Annotated in this window: 14 protein-coding genes and 1 riboswitch; of the genes, 10 read left to right on the top strand and 4 right to left on the bottom strand. The window is 63.1% G+C overall.

Annotated features, from left to right (window positions below; all coding sequences use genetic code 11):
• Nucleotides 1-144: 144 nt before the first annotated feature.
• The 3 genes from NXS98_RS15485 (at nt 145) to NXS98_RS15475 (ending at nt 4984) form a co-directional block, all read left to right on the top strand.
• Nucleotides 145-1515 (top strand): Gfo/Idh/MocA family protein, encoded by a 1371-nt coding sequence (locus tag NXS98_RS15485; protein ID WP_283845938.1) that lies wholly within the window; start codon nt 145-147, stop codon nt 1513-1515.
• A 62-nt stretch (nt 1516-1577) separates the two neighbouring features.
• Nucleotides 1578-3437, top strand: coding sequence for a tetratricopeptide repeat protein (locus tag NXS98_RS15480; protein ID WP_283845937.1), 1860 nt, complete (start codon nt 1578-1580; stop codon nt 3435-3437).
• Nucleotides 3434-4984 (top strand): exosortase/archaeosortase family protein, encoded by a 1551-nt coding sequence (locus NXS98_RS15475; protein ID WP_283845936.1) that lies wholly within the window; start codon nt 3434-3436, stop codon nt 4982-4984. The genes NXS98_RS15480 and NXS98_RS15475 overlap by 4 nt, the downstream gene beginning before the upstream one ends.
• Before the next feature lie 49 nt (nt 4985-5033).
• Here the strand turns inward: NXS98_RS15475 and NXS98_RS15470 are convergent, their stop codons facing one another.
• Entirely contained in the window at nt 5034-5852 is an 819-nt protein-coding gene (locus NXS98_RS15470; RefSeq protein WP_283845935.1) for a DNRLRE domain-containing protein, read from the bottom strand.
• Between the two features lie 256 nt (nt 5853-6108).
• A riboswitch (cobalamin riboswitch) is annotated at nt 6109-6274 on the top strand.
• Between the two features lie 193 nt (nt 6275-6467).
• Here NXS98_RS15470 and NXS98_RS15465 point away from each other — a divergent pair.
• Genes NXS98_RS15465 through NXS98_RS15450 form a run of 4 tightly spaced genes read left to right on the top strand, consistent with a single transcriptional unit; the run spans nt 6468 to nt 9347 of the window.
• A complete protein-coding gene (locus NXS98_RS15465; RefSeq protein ID WP_283845934.1) occupies nt 6468-7304 on the top strand; it encodes a PEP-CTERM sorting domain-containing protein in 837 nt (278 codons plus the stop codon).
• The gene (locus tag NXS98_RS15460) at nt 7301-7558 is read left to right on the top strand and encodes a cysteine-rich CWC family protein (protein ID WP_283845933.1); all 258 of its coding nucleotides are present in this window, start codon (nt 7301-7303) and stop codon (nt 7556-7558) included. The genes NXS98_RS15465 and NXS98_RS15460 overlap by 4 nt, the downstream gene beginning before the upstream one ends.
• 15 nt (nt 7559-7573) lie before the next feature.
• Nucleotides 7574-8611 (top strand): hypothetical protein, encoded by a 1038-nt coding sequence (locus NXS98_RS15455; RefSeq protein WP_283845932.1) that lies wholly within the window; start codon nt 7574-7576, stop codon nt 8609-8611.
• A 1-nt stretch (nt 8612) separates the two neighbouring features.
• Complete coding sequence (locus NXS98_RS15450) at nt 8613-9347, top strand: prepilin-type N-terminal cleavage/methylation domain-containing protein (protein ID WP_283845931.1); 735 nt, start codon at nt 8613-8615, stop codon at nt 9345-9347.
• On the opposite strand, the gene NXS98_RS15445 is transcribed toward NXS98_RS15450, so the two are convergent.
• Together NXS98_RS15445 and NXS98_RS15440 are read right to left on the bottom strand one after the other, a co-directional pair.
• Nucleotides 9340-10617 (bottom strand): APC family permease, encoded by a 1278-nt coding sequence (locus NXS98_RS15445; RefSeq protein ID WP_283845930.1) that lies wholly within the window; start codon nt 10615-10617, stop codon nt 9340-9342. The two genes, NXS98_RS15450 and NXS98_RS15445, sit on opposite strands and share 8 nt — an antisense overlap.
• Nucleotides 10618-10747: 130 nt before the next feature.
• A complete protein-coding gene (locus NXS98_RS15440) occupies nt 10748-11443 on the bottom strand; it encodes a class I SAM-dependent methyltransferase (RefSeq protein WP_283845929.1) in 696 nt (231 codons plus the stop codon).
• 375 nt (nt 11444-11818) lie between these two features.
• Here NXS98_RS15440 and pilM point away from each other — a divergent pair, with 375 nt between their 5' ends.
• From pilM to NXS98_RS15425, 3 genes are all read left to right on the top strand, one after another.
• Nucleotides 11819-13525, top strand: coding sequence for a pilus assembly protein PilM (gene pilM / locus NXS98_RS15435; protein ID WP_283845927.1), 1707 nt, complete (start codon nt 11819-11821; stop codon nt 13523-13525).
• Nucleotides 13526-13532: 7 nt separating this feature from the next.
• Nucleotides 13533-14123 (top strand): hypothetical protein, encoded by a 591-nt coding sequence (locus tag NXS98_RS15430; protein ID WP_283845926.1) that lies wholly within the window; start codon nt 13533-13535, stop codon nt 14121-14123.
• A 177-nt stretch (nt 14124-14300) separates the two neighbouring features.
• Complete coding sequence (locus NXS98_RS15425; protein WP_283845925.1) at nt 14301-15446, top strand: lactonase family protein; 1146 nt, start codon at nt 14301-14303, stop codon at nt 15444-15446.
• A gap of 15 nt (nt 15447-15461) precedes the next feature.
• On the opposite strand, the gene NXS98_RS15420 is transcribed toward NXS98_RS15425, so the two are convergent.
• The gene (locus NXS98_RS15420) at nt 15462-17219 is read right to left on the bottom strand and encodes a proline--tRNA ligase (RefSeq protein WP_283845924.1); all 1758 of its coding nucleotides are present in this window, start codon (nt 17217-17219) and stop codon (nt 15462-15464) included.
• Between the last annotated feature and the right edge of the window lie 95 nt (nt 17220-17314).

Below are 17314 nucleotides of genomic sequence, written 5' to 3'. Positions count from 1 at the left end.
TTGGAGGGACCCTTCATCCTCACCGGCGGCGCATCACCTCCGCGCGCATGCCTTGCATCTCCCGCCCTCGTGAATAGCCATGACCGCGCCTTGCCGCCGCCTTTGGTTTTGACGCGCCCCCGCTTTAATGTCACCATCGCGCGCATGAAATCCCCAATGAATCGCCGTCGTTTCATCCGGCAAAATCTGATGCTGGCCACGGCGGCCAGCGCCCTTCCGCAAATCATTACTTTTCCGCTGCGCGGCCAAAACGCCCCGCTTAACAAGGTGCAAATGGCCTGCATCGGTGTCGGCCCCCAGGGGCGGGGGGTGATGAGCGGATTCCTGGCGCAAAGCGATGTGCGCGTGGTCATGCTGGCGGACCCGTACCAGCCCAATCTCGACGCGGCCGTGCAGCAGGTCAACGGCCATTACAAAGATAACGCGGTGCAGACCACGCCGGATTACCGGGCGGTGCTGGAGCGCAAAGACATTGACGCCGTTTCGATTGCCACCCCCGACCACTGGCACGTGCCCGTGGCCCTGGCCGCCGCCAAGGCCAAAAAAGACATGTACCTGGAGAAGCCGATGGGGCTTTCCATTAAGGAAGACCAGTTGCTGCGGCGCTGGTGCCAGAAAAACAAGGTGATATTTCAATTCGGCACGCAACAGCGCTCCAGCCGCGAGTTTCACACCGCCGTGCAGGCGGTGCGCAACGGGCGCATTGGCCGGCTCAAACAAATCAATGTCTGGTGTGCCGCCAGCCGTCCCGGCGGTTCCACCGAGGTGGTGCCGGTGCCGCCAGGGCTGAACTATGATTTATGGCTGGGACCGGCGCCCTTCACGCCGTACACCGAGGGCAAAGTGTTTGACACCCCCAAATCACACAAGACCTGGTGGTTCAATTACGATTACGCCCTGGGTTTCATTGCCGGGTGGGGAGTGCATCCGCTGGACATCGCCTACTGGGGCATGCCGGAAATGATGAGCGGGCCGGTTGCCATCGAGGGCCGGGGAGTCATCCCCACCACCGGCGCCTGCAACACCGCTGTGGCATGGGAGGTTTGGTTCACGTTTGCCAACGGGGTGAAGTTGCGCTACCGCGGCACGAAAAACGGTTACCATGAGACCAACGCCATGACGGATTTCTCCGACTGGCAGCAGCGGTATGGGAAAATTACGGACCACGGCACGGCCTTTGAGGGCGAGGAGGGCTGGGTGCATGTGTATCGCGGCGGTGTGTTCAGCCAGCCGGAAAATGTGGTGCAGGAGCCGTTGCGCCCCCAGGAAACGCCGCTGTACCGCAGCACGCATCACCAGCGCAATCTCATTGAGTGCATCCGCTCGCGGCAGCCAGCCATCTGCCCCATCGAAGATGCCGTCCAGGCGGATGTGCTGTGCCACTTGAGCGACCTGGCCGTGCGCCTGAAACGCCAATTGATTTGGGACCCGAAAAAGGAGCAGTTCGTCAAGGACGCCGAGGCCAACCGCCATTTGCAAATTCGCTCGAAACGCAAGCCGTACCAGTTTGCCTGAGTTCACGGGCGGCGGGGGGTTCGCCGGCAGCCGCAGCAGTGTAGGCCCTGAAGCGCCCGGCCATGCTGTTTCGCCTTTACACGATTCTAATCTCCGCCCAGGAAGCCGCGCGCCGCGGGACATGGCGGGCGCTGGATGCGCTGGCCCGGGCGTTAGGATGGGGGGCCAACTGGGAGGAAGGCCGCGTGCGACTGTGGCAGCGGGCCATCCCCTGGCTGGCAGGGGTGGCGGTCCTCGCCACCGGTTATTTACTGGCACGCCATGCGTTGCTGCCGTGGCTGTATGAGTGGCAGGCGCGCCGGTTTGTGGCTCAGGCAGAGCAATGCGCCCAGGCCGGGCAGCCTGCGGCGGCCGCTTTCCGCCTGCGCAAAGCGCTCGCCTTGCAGCCGCAACATGCCGGAGCCACGCGATTGATTGCGCGACTAAGTGAAGAGGCCGATTCCCCCACGGCCCTGGTATGGTACTGGCGGCTGGCCGGCACCCCGGAGGTCACCACCGCAGACCGCCTGGGGCTGGCCCGGACGGCATTGCGTTTTGAGCGGCCACCGTTTCTGCTGGCCAGCAATGGGTTGTTTGCCATTCCCCTGGCCGAGCGCCGCCATTCCGCCCATGCCATGCTCCTGGCTGAATATTATCTGAAAACGGGCCGTCCCCATCTGGCCGAAAAGCAATACGAGCTGGCCTGGCGGCTGGCCCCCACCAATGTGGCGGCGCAGATGGCGCTGCACACCATGCGCCTGGCCTCCACCAACAATCTCCTGGCCCAGCAGGCGGCCCAATGGCTGGGCGGCATGGCGGAGCATCCCGTGCATGGCCTGTCGGCCTGCCGCTCACTGCGGGAATACTACCTGGGCGAGAAACAGCCGGCGGCGGCCCTGGCGTGGGCGGAGCGTGCCCTGGCCCACCCCCAGGCACAATTTCAGGACACGCTGCGGCATTTGGAAGCGTTGCGGCTGGCAACGCCCGAGGCGATGGCGCCACGCCTGCGCTCCATCGCGCCGGCGGCGGCTGCGCGGCCGGCACACTGGGCTGCTTTGCTGGAGTGGCTCCTTGGGTCCGACCAGGCCGGTCTGGCATGGGAACTGTGGCAAAGTTTGCCCGCCCCGGCTCCACTTCCTCCAGAGCTGCGACCGGTGGCGGTTTCCGTGTATGTGCGAACCGGCCGCCGCCAGGAGCTGGCGGATTGGTTGCAGCGCCAACATTGGGGGCAGGAAGATTGGCACCGGCGCATGTTGCTGATTCGCACCTGGCGCGAGGCGGACAAACAGCCGGAGGCCGGACAGGCTTGGGAAGAATTGTTGAATCTGGCCCAAGAGCGGCCCGTCTGGCTCTACGAAACAGCGCGGCTGGCCCAGCAATGGCGGTGGCGGGAGGCTTTTCCCCTTTTGCTGGAGCGTGCCCTGCCCGCTCTCTGCCGCGACACCGACGAGGTGCTGCGCTGGCATGGTTTGCTCGAGCCACAAGGCCAGACGCTGGTCCTGTGGCAAATGTACCAGCAGTTGCTCACCTGCCAGACGAACTGGCTCACGCTGAATAATTACGCGGCGTTGAGTTTGCTGCTGGGACGCGACCTCCCGGCAGCCCACGCGCAGGCGCGGCGGTTGTATGAGGAGCGGCCACACAATGAATTTTGCGCCGCCACCTATGCTTTTTCCCTCCATCTGCAAGGCCAGAGCAGCCAGGGCTTGAAGGTTTTGGAGCGCCTGCCCCGCCGTGCGCTGGAACGGCCCGTCATCATGGCCTATCACGGCGTCTTGCTGGCCGCCACCGGAAGGAAAGAAGCCGCCCTAAGCACACTCGAGAAGGCGGCGCAAGCGCCGCTGTTGCCGGAAGAGCGGGCCTTGCTGGACCAGGCCCGGGCGCAGGCGCAGGCCCTGCCCTGGCCGGAGCGACGCCCCACCCCACCCCCCCGTAAACCATGAACGCCCTCCTGTCCAGCCCTCTGGGGAAAGCCGCCACGGCGGGCGCCTTGGGTCTGCTATGGTTGACCACCGCCTGGCGTCTTGGGCCGTTGTGGTCATCGCGGCCGGAGTACGCCTTCGGCTGGGCGGGGCCGGTGTTGTGCGCCGTGCTGCTGTGGGAGCGCTGGCGCTCGCGGCCGGCGCCCGCCCCGCCGGCGCATTCGGGTTGGGGATGGGCCGGATTGTTCCTCTGCCTGGGCGGCCTGCTCTGGGCCAAGCTTCTTCTCGAAGTGGCCCCCATCCTGCGGCCGGCCGCCTGGGCGCTGGCAGGCTGCATGGCCGGTGTGCTTGGGAGTCTGGCCTGGCTGGCAGGGGGAGGTCCATGGCTGCGGCACCTGGCCTTTCCGCTGGTGTTGCTGCTGTTTTTCCTGCCCTGGCCCACGCGGTTGGAGCAATGGGTCATGCAGCACTTGGTCCATTTTAACGTGCAATGGGTCATCCATACCCTCGGCATCTTGGGCATCCCGGCCCTGGCGCGCGGCAACCTCCTGGAGCTGGAGGTTGGCGGCGTGAGCGTGGACGAGGCCTGCAGCGGCATTCGCTCGTTGCAGGCCACGCTGGTGGCCGCGTTGTTTTTGGGAGAATTGGGCCGCCTGCCGGCCGGCCGCCGGTTGAAGTTATTGGGCGCAAGCCTGGTGGTGGCCATGGCGGCGAATTTTTTGCGCACACTGGGACTGGCCTGGCTGGCGGCACGCCAGGGTCCCGCCGCCGTTCAAAGCTGGCATGACCCGGCCGGGTATGGGGTCCTCATCCTGAACTTCCTGGCGTTGTTGGGGCTGATGCATTGGCTGAGCACGCCCCGTCCCGTGCCGCCGGCAGTGCCCATGGCCGGCAGTCGGGAAATGCCTCGCCTGCCCGGGTCTGCAGTGTGGATTTTAGGTCTGAGCGTGCTGGGCAGCGAAGTGGGCATGTGGGCGTGGTTTGCGCGTCAGGAAAAAATGACTGCGCCGACGACATGGCGCATCGAGTGGCCGGAGCAGCAGCCTGGCTTTCGCCGCCTGCCGTTAGGCCCCCACGTGCAAACCATGCTGGGTTACGACGAAGGGAGCATGGCTGCCTGGACCACGGCGCAGGGAGCGCGCATCCAAGCCGTTTGGTTGCGCTGGAAGCCCTCGGCCTGGCGTCCTTCCATGGCGCGCGCAGCCATGGCGCAAGGGCATTCCCCCACGGTCTGCCTGCCGGCGGTGGGCATGGAATTGCTGCGCGAAGGCCCGCCAGTAATGATCCCTGCTCGCGGTCAGGAGTGGCCCTGCCAAAACTATCTCTTCGATGACCGCGGCCGCTCGGTTTATGTTTATGTCTGTCTTTGGCGCGACAGGCCGGATTTGGTGAATTATCAGGTGAACAAGCGGGCGATGCTGCGGGAAATCTGGCGCGCCCTGCGCCGTGGGGCGCGGCCGCTGCGCACTGAGCAGCGGCTTATCATGGCCAGCGTGCACGGGGCGCGCTCGGAAGGAGAGGCCCGCGCCTGGCTGGCGGCGGAGTGGGAGCGGTGGGTTAAAGAATAATCGGGCGCTTGGGCGGAAAACGCGGGACAGGACGTCCGTTTGGCGACGACTATGACACCCGCCGGGCCGGGCGGCAGCGCTGCCAGAGATAGCAGCCACCAAGGAATGCCACCCCCAGGAGCGCATATTCCGCTGGCTCGGGCACGACCGACAGCGGGGCGTCAATCAAGAGCATGGGAATCGCATAACCGGTATCCGTTTCCTTGGAAGCCAGATGCACCATCCCGCGTTCATCCAAGCGGCGCACCGCGATGGTGATCAGCCCATTTTGATCATTTTTAATCAAGTCCAACAGGGCACTGCTGCTGAAACTGTGAACGGTGCCACTGCCGGTGGTCTGGCCGGTCAGCGAGCCTAGCAAGGTGAGGTAATTCCCATTTTCATCACCCGGCGGGGAGGTAATGAATCCAATATCCGAAGTGCTGGCCGCATTGCCAGGGGCATTGTTGTAGTTAATGCCCATTTCCGTCCATCCGCTGGCGCTGTCGCCGGGCAACCCGTCCGGCAAACCATAAAACTCCCAGGCAATGCTGTGGTTGTCGTTAATCGAGGCGAAGGTAAGCGTCACCGAGGTGGCATTGGCCCAGTCGTAGCCGGAAAGGGAGGATAAATCGAAACGGAAGTACCCCTTAAAATTCATGGTGGGATGTTCATCTATGTTGCGGGTGGTAATGACCTCCCTGTCACCATAATTTCTGGTGGGTTGATGCGACCAAACGTGTGCATCGGCCCCCTGCCCCATGGCCGTGCTGAAGCTCACCACCGCCCCCAGGGAAGGCCAGACAAAACCGAGCCACAAGGCGATGCACGTTTCAAGGAAACGGTGATGCCCCACTCCACCTTTATTCCCCAACTTAATAAACCTCATCCCACGCTTTCCGAGCAGGCAAATTACCCTTACCACAAACCGACGCGCTCGTCAAACGGCACACTCTTGCCTGCAAGCGGGCAGGGTTGGCGCTGGTGTTTATGGTGGTGTGTCCCGGAAAACAATGGGAAGGCGGGCCTTGTGCCTGCATGGTTTTAAGTTTGGAAAAAATTGGACTTGTGTTTGAGGCCGGGAGGGGCTTATAAACACGCCAGTTCTTTCGCAGAGGGCGGGAACAAGCATCAAATGCAAGCCCCGCCCCCATACGCAGCCGGATGACAGGGAACCCTGTGAAAATCAGGGACGGTAGCGCCACTGTAACGGGTTACAAACTCCCACGGCCACTGCTCGGCATGGGCGGGAAGGCGGGAGCGAGGTTTGAGGCCCGAAGTCAGGATACCGGTCAGGCTGCGCTCGTCGGGTTGACGACCCAACTTCTCCGCTCAAGAGAAGGATGAGGCCAGCCGGTTTCGCCGTTTCGGAACTGGACCTGTGGAAAGCCTTCATTCCCGTGTGGCGGAGGATGAAGGTTTTTTTGTGCCTTCATGCTCCCCCTGGCCGGCAAATAACAGACATAAGCTCCGTTTGAGCCGGAGCGAAGGTAACTGCAAGTTCATGAAACGATGGATAACCGCCGGGCTGGCCTTGGCCAGCGTTATGGTCTTCTCCCACTCCCACCTCCGGGCCGCCTCCTACGCCACCAGTGTGGTGGATTACCAGCCGGGCGCCCTCAGCGGCAGCCTCTCCAGTTATACCAACGCCGCCGCCGCCCTCGGAATGCCGGCCACGTTTAACCCGGCCTTCCCGCCGTGGTCGCCGGAGCCAACGCCCATCACGCCTTTCGAGGCGCCTTACACCGCAGACCAACTGGCGGGCATCGGCACGGGTGGCTCGCTCACCCTGTATTTCGCAGACCCCATCCGCAATTCTCCCGCCAATCCTTATGGACGTGATTTCGTAGTCTATGGCGGCGCGGCTTTGGTGGATGTGAACTGGCCCAACGGCCTGTCTGACGGCTCCGTTTTCGGTAATTTGGGCGGGGTTACGCGCATTTCGGTCAGTGCGGACGGCCAGAACTTTTACCTGCTCAACCCCTCGCTGGCCCCAGTGACCGAAGCCGCCCTGCCGACCGACTCCGCCGGCCAGTTTGGGCTGCCGCCCAATCCCTCGCTGACCCCGGCGGCTTTCGCCGGTAAGACCTTGCCGGAAATCCGGGCCTTGTATGGCGGCTCGGCGGGTGGTGTGGGCTATGACTTGAGCTGGGCCATTGACGGCCAAGGGCAACCTGTCGCTCTGAGCGAAGTCAACTACGTGCGCCTGAACGTGTTGGAAGGCCAGATTAAACTCGATGCGCTGGCAGCGGTGCCGGAGCCGTCCACATGGCTACTGGGGCTGGCAGGGGTGGGACTGTTGGTGTGGGCGCGGCGCCATCAAAAAGACTTAAGGTCATGAACGCCATCGTCGGCGCCATAGACCAGGGCATTTGTCCACTTTGCGGGCGGCCCAATCACTGCGTGGTGGCCGCCGGGGGAATGATAGGGGACCCTTGTTGGTGCTGGGGGGTGCGCGCCGCGCCGGAAGCGTTGGCGCGCATCCCTGCAGCCCTGCGCCAGAAAGTGTGTCTCTGCCGCGAGTGTCTGACACGAAGGGATTGGAAAGATATGGCCGATTTGCCTCATGGATCAGTTTTTGAAGAGCAGGACTGACACCCAATGAAGGCTTTGTCAATCACCGCTGGCTTGAAAGGGGCAGCCTTGGCCTTGACAGTGGCTTGTGTTACCAGCCTCAATAGCTCTGCGGCCACGTTTAACGAAGATTTTTCCTCGCCGCCGGAGCTGCGAGGTTGGAATATATGGGGTCAGTCCTCATTATTCCATTGGAACCCATCTCAGCAATGGCTCGAAGTCACTTGGGACTCTTCCCACTCCAATTCCTTCTTCCGCCGTCCCCTCGGCGTTATCCTCGCCAAAACGGATTCCTTCACCCTGGGGTTTGATTTGTACCTGCTGGAGGCGCGCATCGGGGTGAACCCGGCCAAACCCTACTCCTTTGAAGTGGCGCTGGGCTTCCACAATTCCCTGCAAGCCGTGCGGGAGTCCTTCCAGCGCGGACGCGGGGTGGGCCATGCCCCCAACCTGGTGGAATTCGATTATTTTCCTGAATACTACCATCCGCAGGACCTCTACAGCCATCAGGCCACCGTCTGGCCCACCCTCATCAGCACCAACGGCTCGTTCAACTATGACGGCCCGAATGCCTACCGTGAGCTGGTGCTGCCGACCAACACCTGGTTGCGGGTGCGCATGGTTTACGACGGCGCCTCGCGCCAGTTGGCCACCACCTTGCGCGCCAGCGCCACGCCATTTGTGACGGGAGATGAAGGCTCAACTCTACTGCAATTTACCACCCAACTGCTGCCTTCGTTCACGGATTACCGGGTGGACACATTTGCCGTGGCCAGTTACAGCGATAGCGGCGCAGGTGGCTCGCTTTTCGCGCGGGGGTACGTGGATAATGTGACCTGGCATGTCCCGGACGCGCCGGTGCAGCATCTGCACACAGCCCGCGCCGGGAACGGCCTCGAGGTGCGTTATCTCGGCACAGCCGGTTACTGGTATGTGGTGGAGGCGTCCGAAGACCTGCGGCACTGGACGCCGCAACAGCCGCCCATGGCCGGCACCGGCGGCTGGCTGAACTGGCCGCTGGAAGCTGCCACGCCGGAGAAGCGTTTTTTTCGCGTGACGGCCACGCGCCCGTAAGATGAGCAAGCGACGCGCATTTACGCTGGTGGAGCTGCTGGTGGTGGCGGCCATTCTGGCCGTGCTGCTGGCCCTGCTGCTGCCGGCGCTGGGACGCAGCAAACGGGCCGCGCAACGCGTGAAGTGTTTCAGCAACCTGCGCCAGATGGGGCTGGCCGGGCAGATGTATTGGGATGATTACCAGGGCCATGCCTTCCGTTATGGCGGCATGGCCACCAACGGCGGGCGGCTGTACTGGTTTGGTTGGCTGGAAAATGGCGCCGAGGGCCAGCGCGCCTTTCGTCCGGAGGCTGGGGCGTTGTACCCCTACTTGCTGGGGCGCGGAGTGGAGCTGTGCCCCGCGCTGGACTACACCTTGGCGTCCTTCAAACTCAAGGCCACCGGCGCCGCCTATGGTTATGGTTACAACCTTTGTCTTTCGGCCCCTCCCGCTGCGCCGCCGGTGAACATCTACAAACTCAAGTCCGCCTCGGAAACGGTGTTTCTGGCGGATGCCGCGCAAATCAATACCTTTCAGCCGCCCGCCTCGCCGGAGAATCCGATGCTGGAAGAGTTTTATTATGTGAGCACCAATGACACCGAGCGCACGGCACATTTCCGGCACGAACAAGCTGCCGGCGCGGTTTTTTGCGACGGCCACGTGAGCGCCGAGCGGCCCGAGCCAGGCTCGCTGGACCCGCGGTTGCCGGAGCATTTTGTCGGGCGGCTGCGGACCGAAGTGCTGCGCCTCAGGTAACGGGCCGGCGCTGGCGATACCAGGCGGTCAGCCACCAGGCGGCCACGCCCAGGAAAATGGTGGCCAGGCCGTATAAACTCTGGGTGGGGCGAAGCTGCACATTGAAGAGCGCCATCGCATACACCACCACCAGGTATGAAAACGGCAGCCAGGGCCAGCCCACCACCCGCACGGACGGCCCTTGCTGAAGGCGCAGCCGAATCAGACCAAGGACGGTGGCGGTGGTGCTCAAGAGGAGGGTGAAGCCGATGTAATTCATCAGGTTTTGGAATTCCGTCTGCCAGAGCATGAACAACGCCAGCGCGGCCTGGAGGCCAATGGCCCGCCGCGGCGGCCCGCTGGGAGCGGCCAGCACGCGCGGCAGCCAGCCGTCCTCGGCCATTTTGGCATAGACGCGCGGCCCCACCATGAGCAGCGAGGAGACGGAACTGATGAGCGCCAGGGAGACCAGCGCCGTGATGAGGTTGGCCCACAAATCGCCGCCCAGCGCGTAGGCGGCCACCCGCCCAATGGCCACCTGGTATTGCAATTTTTCAAGGGGGGCCGAAAAGACAAACACGGCGTTGAGCAGGAGGTACAGCACCGTCACCAGGGCGGTGCCCATCAACATGGCTCGTGGCAGCGTGCGTTCGCCATCCTTGATTTCGCCGCCAATGTAAATCACCGCATTCCAGCCCGAGTACGCAAACGAAATCCACACCAGCGACACGGCAAAGAGGCCCAGCGGAAACTTGGCCGGCGCGGAGGGCTGCGCCGGCGGCAGTTGCGAAAAACCCCAGCCGATGAAGCCGAGAATCAGGAGGACTTTGAGGATGACGGTGGCGTTTTGGACCCACGCGCCATGCTTCACGTCCGCCGCGTGCAACGCCGCAAACAAGATAATCAGGATGCCGCCCACCGTCTGGGCGTCCCAGTGCGGATACCAGGTTTTGATGTATTCCCCAAAACCATAGGCCACGGCGGCCAGCGGCGCGGAGAAACCCACCAGCAGGGAAATCCATCCCGCCACATAACCCGCCGCCGGATGCAGCGTGCGTGAGAGGAACAGATACTCGCCGCCGGATTCCGGAATGCGCCGCGCCAGAGCGGCATAACACAGCGCGCCCATGGCCGCGATGCCCCCGCCCACGGCCCAGGCGGCCAGGACCAGCCAGGGCGATTTCAAGTCGCCCAACGTATAACCGCTGGTGGTAAAGACGCCCGTGCCAATCATGTTGGCCACCACCAGCGCGGTGGCCGTGACCAGCCCCAGTTGCCGTTTGTTGCTCATGCGTGAGTCCTTAGGGTTGCCGCGGGAGAGCCGGCTTCCGCTCCAGCTCAACCGGTGTGCGCTGAACAGAAAAAGTCCGTGGGATTTGCGCTTCCCAGGCTGATGCTCCATGCCCCATAGTCCCTGGCCCTTAACGCCCCCGCTTGATGAAGCGCATCAGGTAATTTTCCTTCAAGAAGTCCTGCGGCGGGTCCGGCAAGCGTTGAAAGCCGGCCGCCTCGATTTCCCGCGCAAAAACCTCCTGCCCCGCCCGCACATGGTTGAGGGTCCATTCCGACGATTGGCCAGGAATGCGGTGGAAATCAATCACCACCAGTTGCCCCCTGGCACGCAGGGCGCGATGCAGCGAGGCAAGCGTGGACTGCGGATATTCAAAATGATGGTAGGTGTCACAGATGAACACCAGGTCCACGCTGTTGGCGGGCAGTTGGGAGGAGCGCTCCGTGGCCTGCACGGTGCGGATGTGCAACAAGCCGGCTTCACGGGCGCGGGCTTCGATGTGCCGCAGAAAAGCCGGGACAATATCCACCGCATACACCCGGCCTCGGGGGCCGACGGCGTGCGCAAAGAGCACGGTGAACAGGCCGCTGCCCGCCCCCACATCGGCCACGCGCATCCCGGGCTTGAGCTGGAGGGTGGCGAGGATTTTTTCGCGTTGGGCGTAAATCTCGCGGCTTTCGCGCTCGAAGTTCTGCACCCAGCGCTCCACGTTGAGGTTGGTGCGGGTGTATTCCTTGTTGATGCCCGGGGCCACGTTGGTTTCCAGCACCGGTGCCGGTGCGGCTGTCAGGCCGGCGGCCAGCCATCCGGCGGCCAGCAACCACATGCCCCAAGCCCGGCATTGCGGAGCGCGGCAGCGCCTATGGGCAAGGAGTGACATAAGCGGGGCAGAGGCTACCGGCAAATCCTTGAAGTGTCGAGCGGAAGTCATGGCGGGAGCGTCTGTCCGATGGGGGGTGGGGGGATGGTTTCCAGGGCCACCCGCGCCAGCAAGGTTGGGTTTGGCAATTTCGGCCATGACGGTTATGTTTTGGTTGTTATTTTGACACAGCAGGGCAACTAATCATCGTGCCTGCCCTCAAAGAGTTGTCTTGCCTGGCGGGCAGGATAAGTGGCAATATTAGCCCAAGCATCTGCATTTTCCATGGGTTGTCAGCCTGGCCAGCACAGGTGACAAAGGCCTGCGTGGGCTAACACCTGAGTGAAGCAAGTATTATCCATAGCCTTTGGCAACCGGCAAACTGCGGCGGTATTGATGGAAACCTCGGCCGTCGGTTTGACGGTGCAGGATTTTTGCCTCCTAGAAGCGCCTTTCAGCCAGGGGAACCACCGCGCATTGACAGCGGAAGATTTTGCGGAGCATTTCCGCCAAATCCGCCATGCCATGGGGGGCACCAAAGTGCGGCAGGCGGTGGTGGTCTTGCGCAGCCATGATTCGCTGGTGCAGCTCACCGAGCTGCCACCCATGCCGGTCTCCACGCTGCGCGAGGTCTTGCAGCGCAACTCCAAATTGTACCTGAAGGAAGATTATCCGGGGTATGTTTTTGACTGCCAGGTCCAAAAAAGTCAACCCAAGGAAGTGCCGGCCCCCACGGAAACCAAAGACGCCAAAAATCCCGGCGCCGAGGCCGCCAAGGGAGCCGCCAAGCTTAAGAAAATCTCGGTGCTGGTGGGCGGAGCGAAACGGGCGCTGGTGGACGCGCTGGTGCGCGGCGCCAAAGCGGCCGGATTCAAACTGGTGCAGGTCATGCCCATGCCCATCGCCCTGGTGCAGGGGATGAAGACCCCGCAAAGCGGGGACCTGAGCACGGCCATCGCCACTTTTGATTTTGGCCTGGAACAGACGCTGGTCAGCATTCTCAGTCATGGGGAGGTGGTGCAAAACCGCGTGATCCCCCTGGGAGGGCGCAATTTGACCGCCGGCCTGGCCGAGGCCATGAATGTGACGCTGGAGGCGGCGGAAAGCGTCAAAGTGCTGCTGCCCAACACCGTGGACAGCAAGCTGGAGCTGCTGCTGGCGCCGCTGGCGCAGGAGCTGAAAGCGTCCATTGACTTTTTTGAGTCCCAATCGGAGCAAAAAGTCAGCACGGTCTATCTCTCGGGCGGCGCGGCACGCTCGCCGCAAATCCTGCAAATCCTGGAAAAGGCCACCCATCTGCCGTGCCGGCCGTGGCATTTGCCGGACAATATCAATTTGAACGTAGGGCAGGACCGCACCGCCGCCTTCAAACGTGACATGCCGTTGTTCATGGCGGCAGTGGGGGCGGCCATGGAAGCCCTCGAGGCTGTGCCGCGCAGCTTGAATCTGCTGGCCACCCAACTGGCGGAAGAACAGCGGCGGCAGCGCAGCCCGACGCGGATCGCTTTTGCCCTTGCCGGTATGGTATGCGCGCTGATGCTGGTCTGGAGCGCAGTGCTGGGATGGAAATTGGTGGCGGAAAATGCCGAGCTGAAATCCGATCCCCTCGCCCTGCTCCAGCGGCGGGCGGCGGAGGCGCGGGTCTTGCAGAAAAGTCTGCAGTCCGATCGTCATCGTCTGCAGCTTTTGCAGCAGCAGGCGGCCTCTCGCTACCTGGTGGCCCCCCTGCTCGACGCGCTGCAACGGTCTTTGGTGGAGGACATTGTGATTACGCGCATTTCAACGCAGCGCACGCCCCTGGTGGTGGCCAAAGGCAGCAAAAAAGAACAGCGCGAAGCCGTGTTGCTCCAAATCCAGGCCAAGGATTACTCCGAATTGGGCGCCACCGATGCGTTTATTGACGCGCTGGCCTCCAATCCCTACTTCAAAAAACGCCTGCCCGGCCCGGAAAGCCTGGTGCTGAAGCAGCGCTCCAGCCGGCAGCCGGACACAGCCAATCCGGGCTGGAGCTTTGCGCTGATTACCATTGAATGTCTGCTGGTGGAATAACGGCCCCATGAGCGAGCGCGAAAAAAAATTGCTGCTGATGATTGTCCTGATTACCGCCGCCCTGGCGGGGGGGTACTATTGGCTGGTCATCCGCACTGAGATGCGTTTGTTGGCGGAGGCCCGGGAGCAGCGGCAGCGATGGAAGACCGAGGCGCAGGAAATCAGCGCCCTGGCCGGCCAATGGGAAGCTCTACAACAACAGTTGCTGGTGACGAGCAACGCCTTGCGGGAGCTGGAACGCGAGCTGCCCACCGGCAACGTTTACCGCTGGCAACTGCAGCGCTTCCTCAATCCCAAGGCGCCGGGCATTTTGATTTCAGATGTGGATCCGCCAAAGACGGCAGAGCCGTTGATTCCCGGCACCAACACGCCTTATGCCACCGTCAGTTTTGGGTTGAACGGCCGGGCGCGCTTCCACGACTTTGGGCGGTTTCTGGCCGATTTGGAAAACCGCTATCTGCACCTGCGCGTGGACACCCTCGAGCTGCAACCGGCCATGCCCGATGCCATCCAAACCGAAGAAGCTCGCCGCCTCCTTTTCCGCCTGGAACTGCTGAGCTTGTCCATTGCTCCTTCCGGACTGGGGCGCGGGGAATGACCCCGCCAGCGCGGGAAGGATGCCTTGCCGCGTTTTGCCTCCACGCCACCAGGATAACGTAGCGGAGGGGAATACCCTGCCCTGTCTGCCTCACGGGGGTGGCCCACCCTGAACCGCCTGAGCTTTAAGTGGCGTTCCAGGCTTGCGTGGGGAGCGCCAGCGGGGTTTCATGGGGTTATGCAAGCCACATTGTTGCGCAAAATCTGTTTCTCGCTGGCGGCGGGCGGCATATTGGGGCTGGCCGGGATGGTGGAAGCGGCCAGCTATCATGTCTATGTCGGCGCCTACACCGGCCCCAGAAGCAAAGGCATTCACTACTTCAAATTTAATGCGGCCACGGGCCAGTTGAGCGAGGGCGCGCTGGCGGCCGAGGTGACCAATCCCACGTGGCTGGTGGTGCATCCCACGCGCCAGTTTCTCTATGCGCTGAGCGAAGTGGGCGGAGCCCAGGGCGGTGGCATCACGGCGTACGCGGTGGAGGCGGCAAGCGGCAAATTGACGCGCCTGAACACGCAATTCAGCGGCGGGAGCGGGCCGTGCCATCTGGCGGTGGATCGCTCGGGGCAATGCTTGCTGGTGGCCAATTACGGCGGCGGCAGCGTGGCCGCGCTGCCCATTCAAAAAGATGGCTCCCTGGGCGCGGCGGCGAGCTTTATTCAACATCAAGGCTCCAGTGTGAATCCTCAGCGGCAAAAGGGGCCCCATGCGCACTCGGTGGATGTGGACCCGGGCAACCGGTTTGTGCTGGTATGTGACCTGGGCTTGGACAAGGTGCTCACTTACCGCCTGGAGCCGGCCAGGGCATCCTTGACGCCGGCGGAGCCGCCGCATGTGGCCACAGCGCCCGGGGCGGGGCCACGGCATCTGGCGTTTCATCCGAATGGGCGCTGGGTCTATGTCATCAACGAGCTGAACAACACCGTCGCGCAGTATGAGTACAACCCGGAAAATGGCGCGCTTACGGCGCTGAGCGCCCTCCCGACGCTGCCGGCCGATTTCACCGGCCAGAACACGACGGCGGAAATTGCGGTGCATCCCAATGGCAAATTTGTTTACGGCAGCAACCGCGGGCACGATAGCATCGTGGTGTACGCCGTGGACGCCGCCACGGGGCGGCTGACGCTGGTGCAGCATCATCCCAGCGGCGGCAAAACGCCCCGGCATTTTGCACTGGACCCCACCGGACGGTGGATGCTCAGCGGGAATCAGACTTCGGGCAACCTGGTGGTCCTGGCGGTGAATCCCGACACCGGCCGGTTGAGTGACACCGGGCAGAATGTCGAGGTGCCCGCTGTGTGCGTGCAATTTATACCGGCGCCGTAGGTGGCCCGCTCCGGGCTAGGCGGTGGCGGCTTTTTCGGCAGCTTGCTGAATGGCAGCCAGGGCGGCCTGGATATGGGCCAGGGCGGCTTCCACGGCCGCCTCCACCTTGACCGGTTGCACGGCGCCACCACGCGCTTTCAATTCAACTTCGCCTTTGGCCAGGGAGCGTTCGCCGATGCCGATGCGCAAGGGGATGCCAATCAAATCGGCATCCTTGAACTTGACCCCGGGGCGTTCATCGCGGTCATCCAACAGCACTTCCACCCCGCGGGCGGCAAGGTCGGCGTAGATTTTTTCGGCCACCTGCATGGCGGGGCTGCCCGGAGCCACGGCCAGCGGGGTGATGAGCACCTGATAGGGCGCGACGGACATGGGCCAGCGGATGCCATCGGCATCGTGGCATTGCTCGATGACCGCCTGAAGGGTGCGGGTGACGCCAATGCCATAGCAACCCATGATGCACGGATGCCGCTGGCCGGCGTCGTCGAGATAACAGGCGCCAAGGCGCTCGCTGTACTTGGTGCCGAGCTTGAAGACGTGGCCCACTTCAATGGCGCGGCGAATTTTCAGCGGCTGGCCGGAGACGGTGCACAGTTCGCCGGCCTTGACGGTGCGCAAGTCGGCCCAGTGTTGGACGGAGATGTCGCGCTCGAGGTCCACGTGGCGCAGGTGATAACCATCTTCATTGGCGCCGGTGGTCATGCCGCGGGCGCCGCGGAGCGCGAGGTCGGCGTAGATGGGGAACCTGGTCACGCCCACCCCGCCGAGGCTGCCGGGGTGCGCCCCCAGGGCGGCGAAGACCTCCTCCGGCGTGGCGGGCCGGAATTCATTGGTGCCGACGATGCCGGTGAACTTGGCTTCATTGAGCTGGTCATCCCCGCGCAGCAGCACCAGGACAATCTGGCTGGACACCAGATAAACCAAGGTTTTGATTTGCCGCTCAGCAGCCACGTGGTAGGGCGGCTGGGTCAGGGCTTCGATGGTGGTGACCCCGGGGGTCGCGAATTTCTCCGGCGCAGCGCCCGTGGAGGCGCTGGGGGTGGGGGTCAACGGCCCGCGGCTGGTGGCTTTTTCGATGTTGGCGGCGTAGGCGCCGGTTTCGCAATAGACCACTTCGTTTTCGCCGGTTTCGGCCGGCACCATGAATTCATGGGAGAACTTGCCGCCGATGACGCCGGTATCGGCCTCCACGGGATAGGACTGCAGGCCGCACCGGGCGAAGATGCGGGCGTAGGCCTGATACATCTTCTGGTAGCTGAGCTGCGCCGCCTCGTCGCTGACATCGAAGCTGTAAGCGTCTTTCATGATGAATTCGCGCGCGCGCATCAGGCCGAAGCGCGGGCGGATTTCATCGCGGAACTTGACCTGAATCTGGTAGAAGTTTTTGGGCAACTGGCGGTGGGATTGAATTTCCGCGGCGGCCAGGGTGGTGATGACCTCCTCGTGCGTGGGGCCGAGGAGCCACTCCTTTTCAGCGCGGTCCTTGACCTTGTACAACACTTCGCGGGCGGTTTCGTAGCGGCCGCTCTGTTTCCAGATGTCCGGCGGTTGCAGGGCGGGCATGAGCACTTCCAGGGCGCCGGCGCGGTCCATTTCTTCGCGCACAATCTGCTCGACCTTGCGCAGGGCGCGCAGGCCCAGGGGCAGGAAGGTGTAGAGGCCGCCCGCCAGTTTACGGGCCAAGCCGGCGCGCAACAGCAGTTTGTGTGAGGGAATCTCGGCTTCCGCCGGGCTTTCTTTCAGAGTGGGGATGAAGGTTTGAGTCCAACGCATAAAAAATTAGTTTCGGAAACCCTCCGGCGCGCCGGAGCGGCCGCCGCGCCCGCCAGCAGCGGCCGGGGGGGAAGTGTGGGCCGCGTCGCCGCCGC

Origin of the sequence: Fontisphaera persica, from assembly GCF_024832785.1 — a bacterium.
Classification (GTDB): Bacteria; Verrucomicrobiota; Verrucomicrobiia; order Limisphaerales; family Fontisphaeraceae; genus Fontisphaera; species Fontisphaera persica.
This window is presented reverse-complemented; position numbering and strand designations above follow the sequence as displayed.

Excerpts from the sequence above, each read along its gene's own strand:
- NXS98_RS15485 (WP_283845938.1), top strand. The coding sequence starts at position 145 with ATGAAATCCCCAATGAATCGCCGTCGTTTCATCCGGCAAAATCTGATG.
- NXS98_RS15480 (WP_283845937.1), top strand. The coding sequence starts at position 1,578 with ATGCTGTTTCGCCTTTACACGATTCTAATCTCCGCCCAGGAAGCCGCG.
- NXS98_RS15475 (WP_283845936.1), top strand. The coding sequence starts at position 3,434 with ATGAACGCCCTCCTGTCCAGCCCTCTGGGGAAAGCCGCCACGGCGGGC.
- NXS98_RS15470 (WP_283845935.1), bottom strand. The coding sequence starts at position 5,852 with ATGAGGTTTATTAAGTTGGGGAATAAAGGTGGAGTGGGGCATCACCGT.
- NXS98_RS15465 (WP_283845934.1), top strand. The coding sequence starts at position 6,468 with ATGAAACGATGGATAACCGCCGGGCTGGCCTTGGCCAGCGTTATGGTC.
- NXS98_RS15460 (WP_283845933.1), top strand. The coding sequence starts at position 7,301 with ATGAACGCCATCGTCGGCGCCATAGACCAGGGCATTTGTCCACTTTGC.
- NXS98_RS15450 (WP_283845931.1), top strand. The coding sequence starts at position 8,613 with ATGAGCAAGCGACGCGCATTTACGCTGGTGGAGCTGCTGGTGGTGGCG.
- NXS98_RS15445 (WP_283845930.1), bottom strand. The coding sequence starts at position 10,617 with ATGAGCAACAAACGGCAACTGGGGCTGGTCACGGCCACCGCGCTGGTG.
- NXS98_RS15440 (WP_283845929.1), bottom strand. The coding sequence starts at position 11,443 with ATGTGGTTGCTGGCCGCCGGATGGCTGGCCGCCGGCCTGACAGCCGCA.
- NXS98_RS15430 (WP_283845926.1), top strand. The coding sequence starts at position 13,533 with ATGAGCGAGCGCGAAAAAAAATTGCTGCTGATGATTGTCCTGATTACC.
- NXS98_RS15425 (WP_283845925.1), top strand. The coding sequence starts at position 14,301 with ATGCAAGCCACATTGTTGCGCAAAATCTGTTTCTCGCTGGCGGCGGGC.
- NXS98_RS15420 (WP_283845924.1), bottom strand. The coding sequence starts at position 17,219 with ATGCGTTGGACTCAAACCTTCATCCCCACTCTGAAAGAAAGCCCGGCG.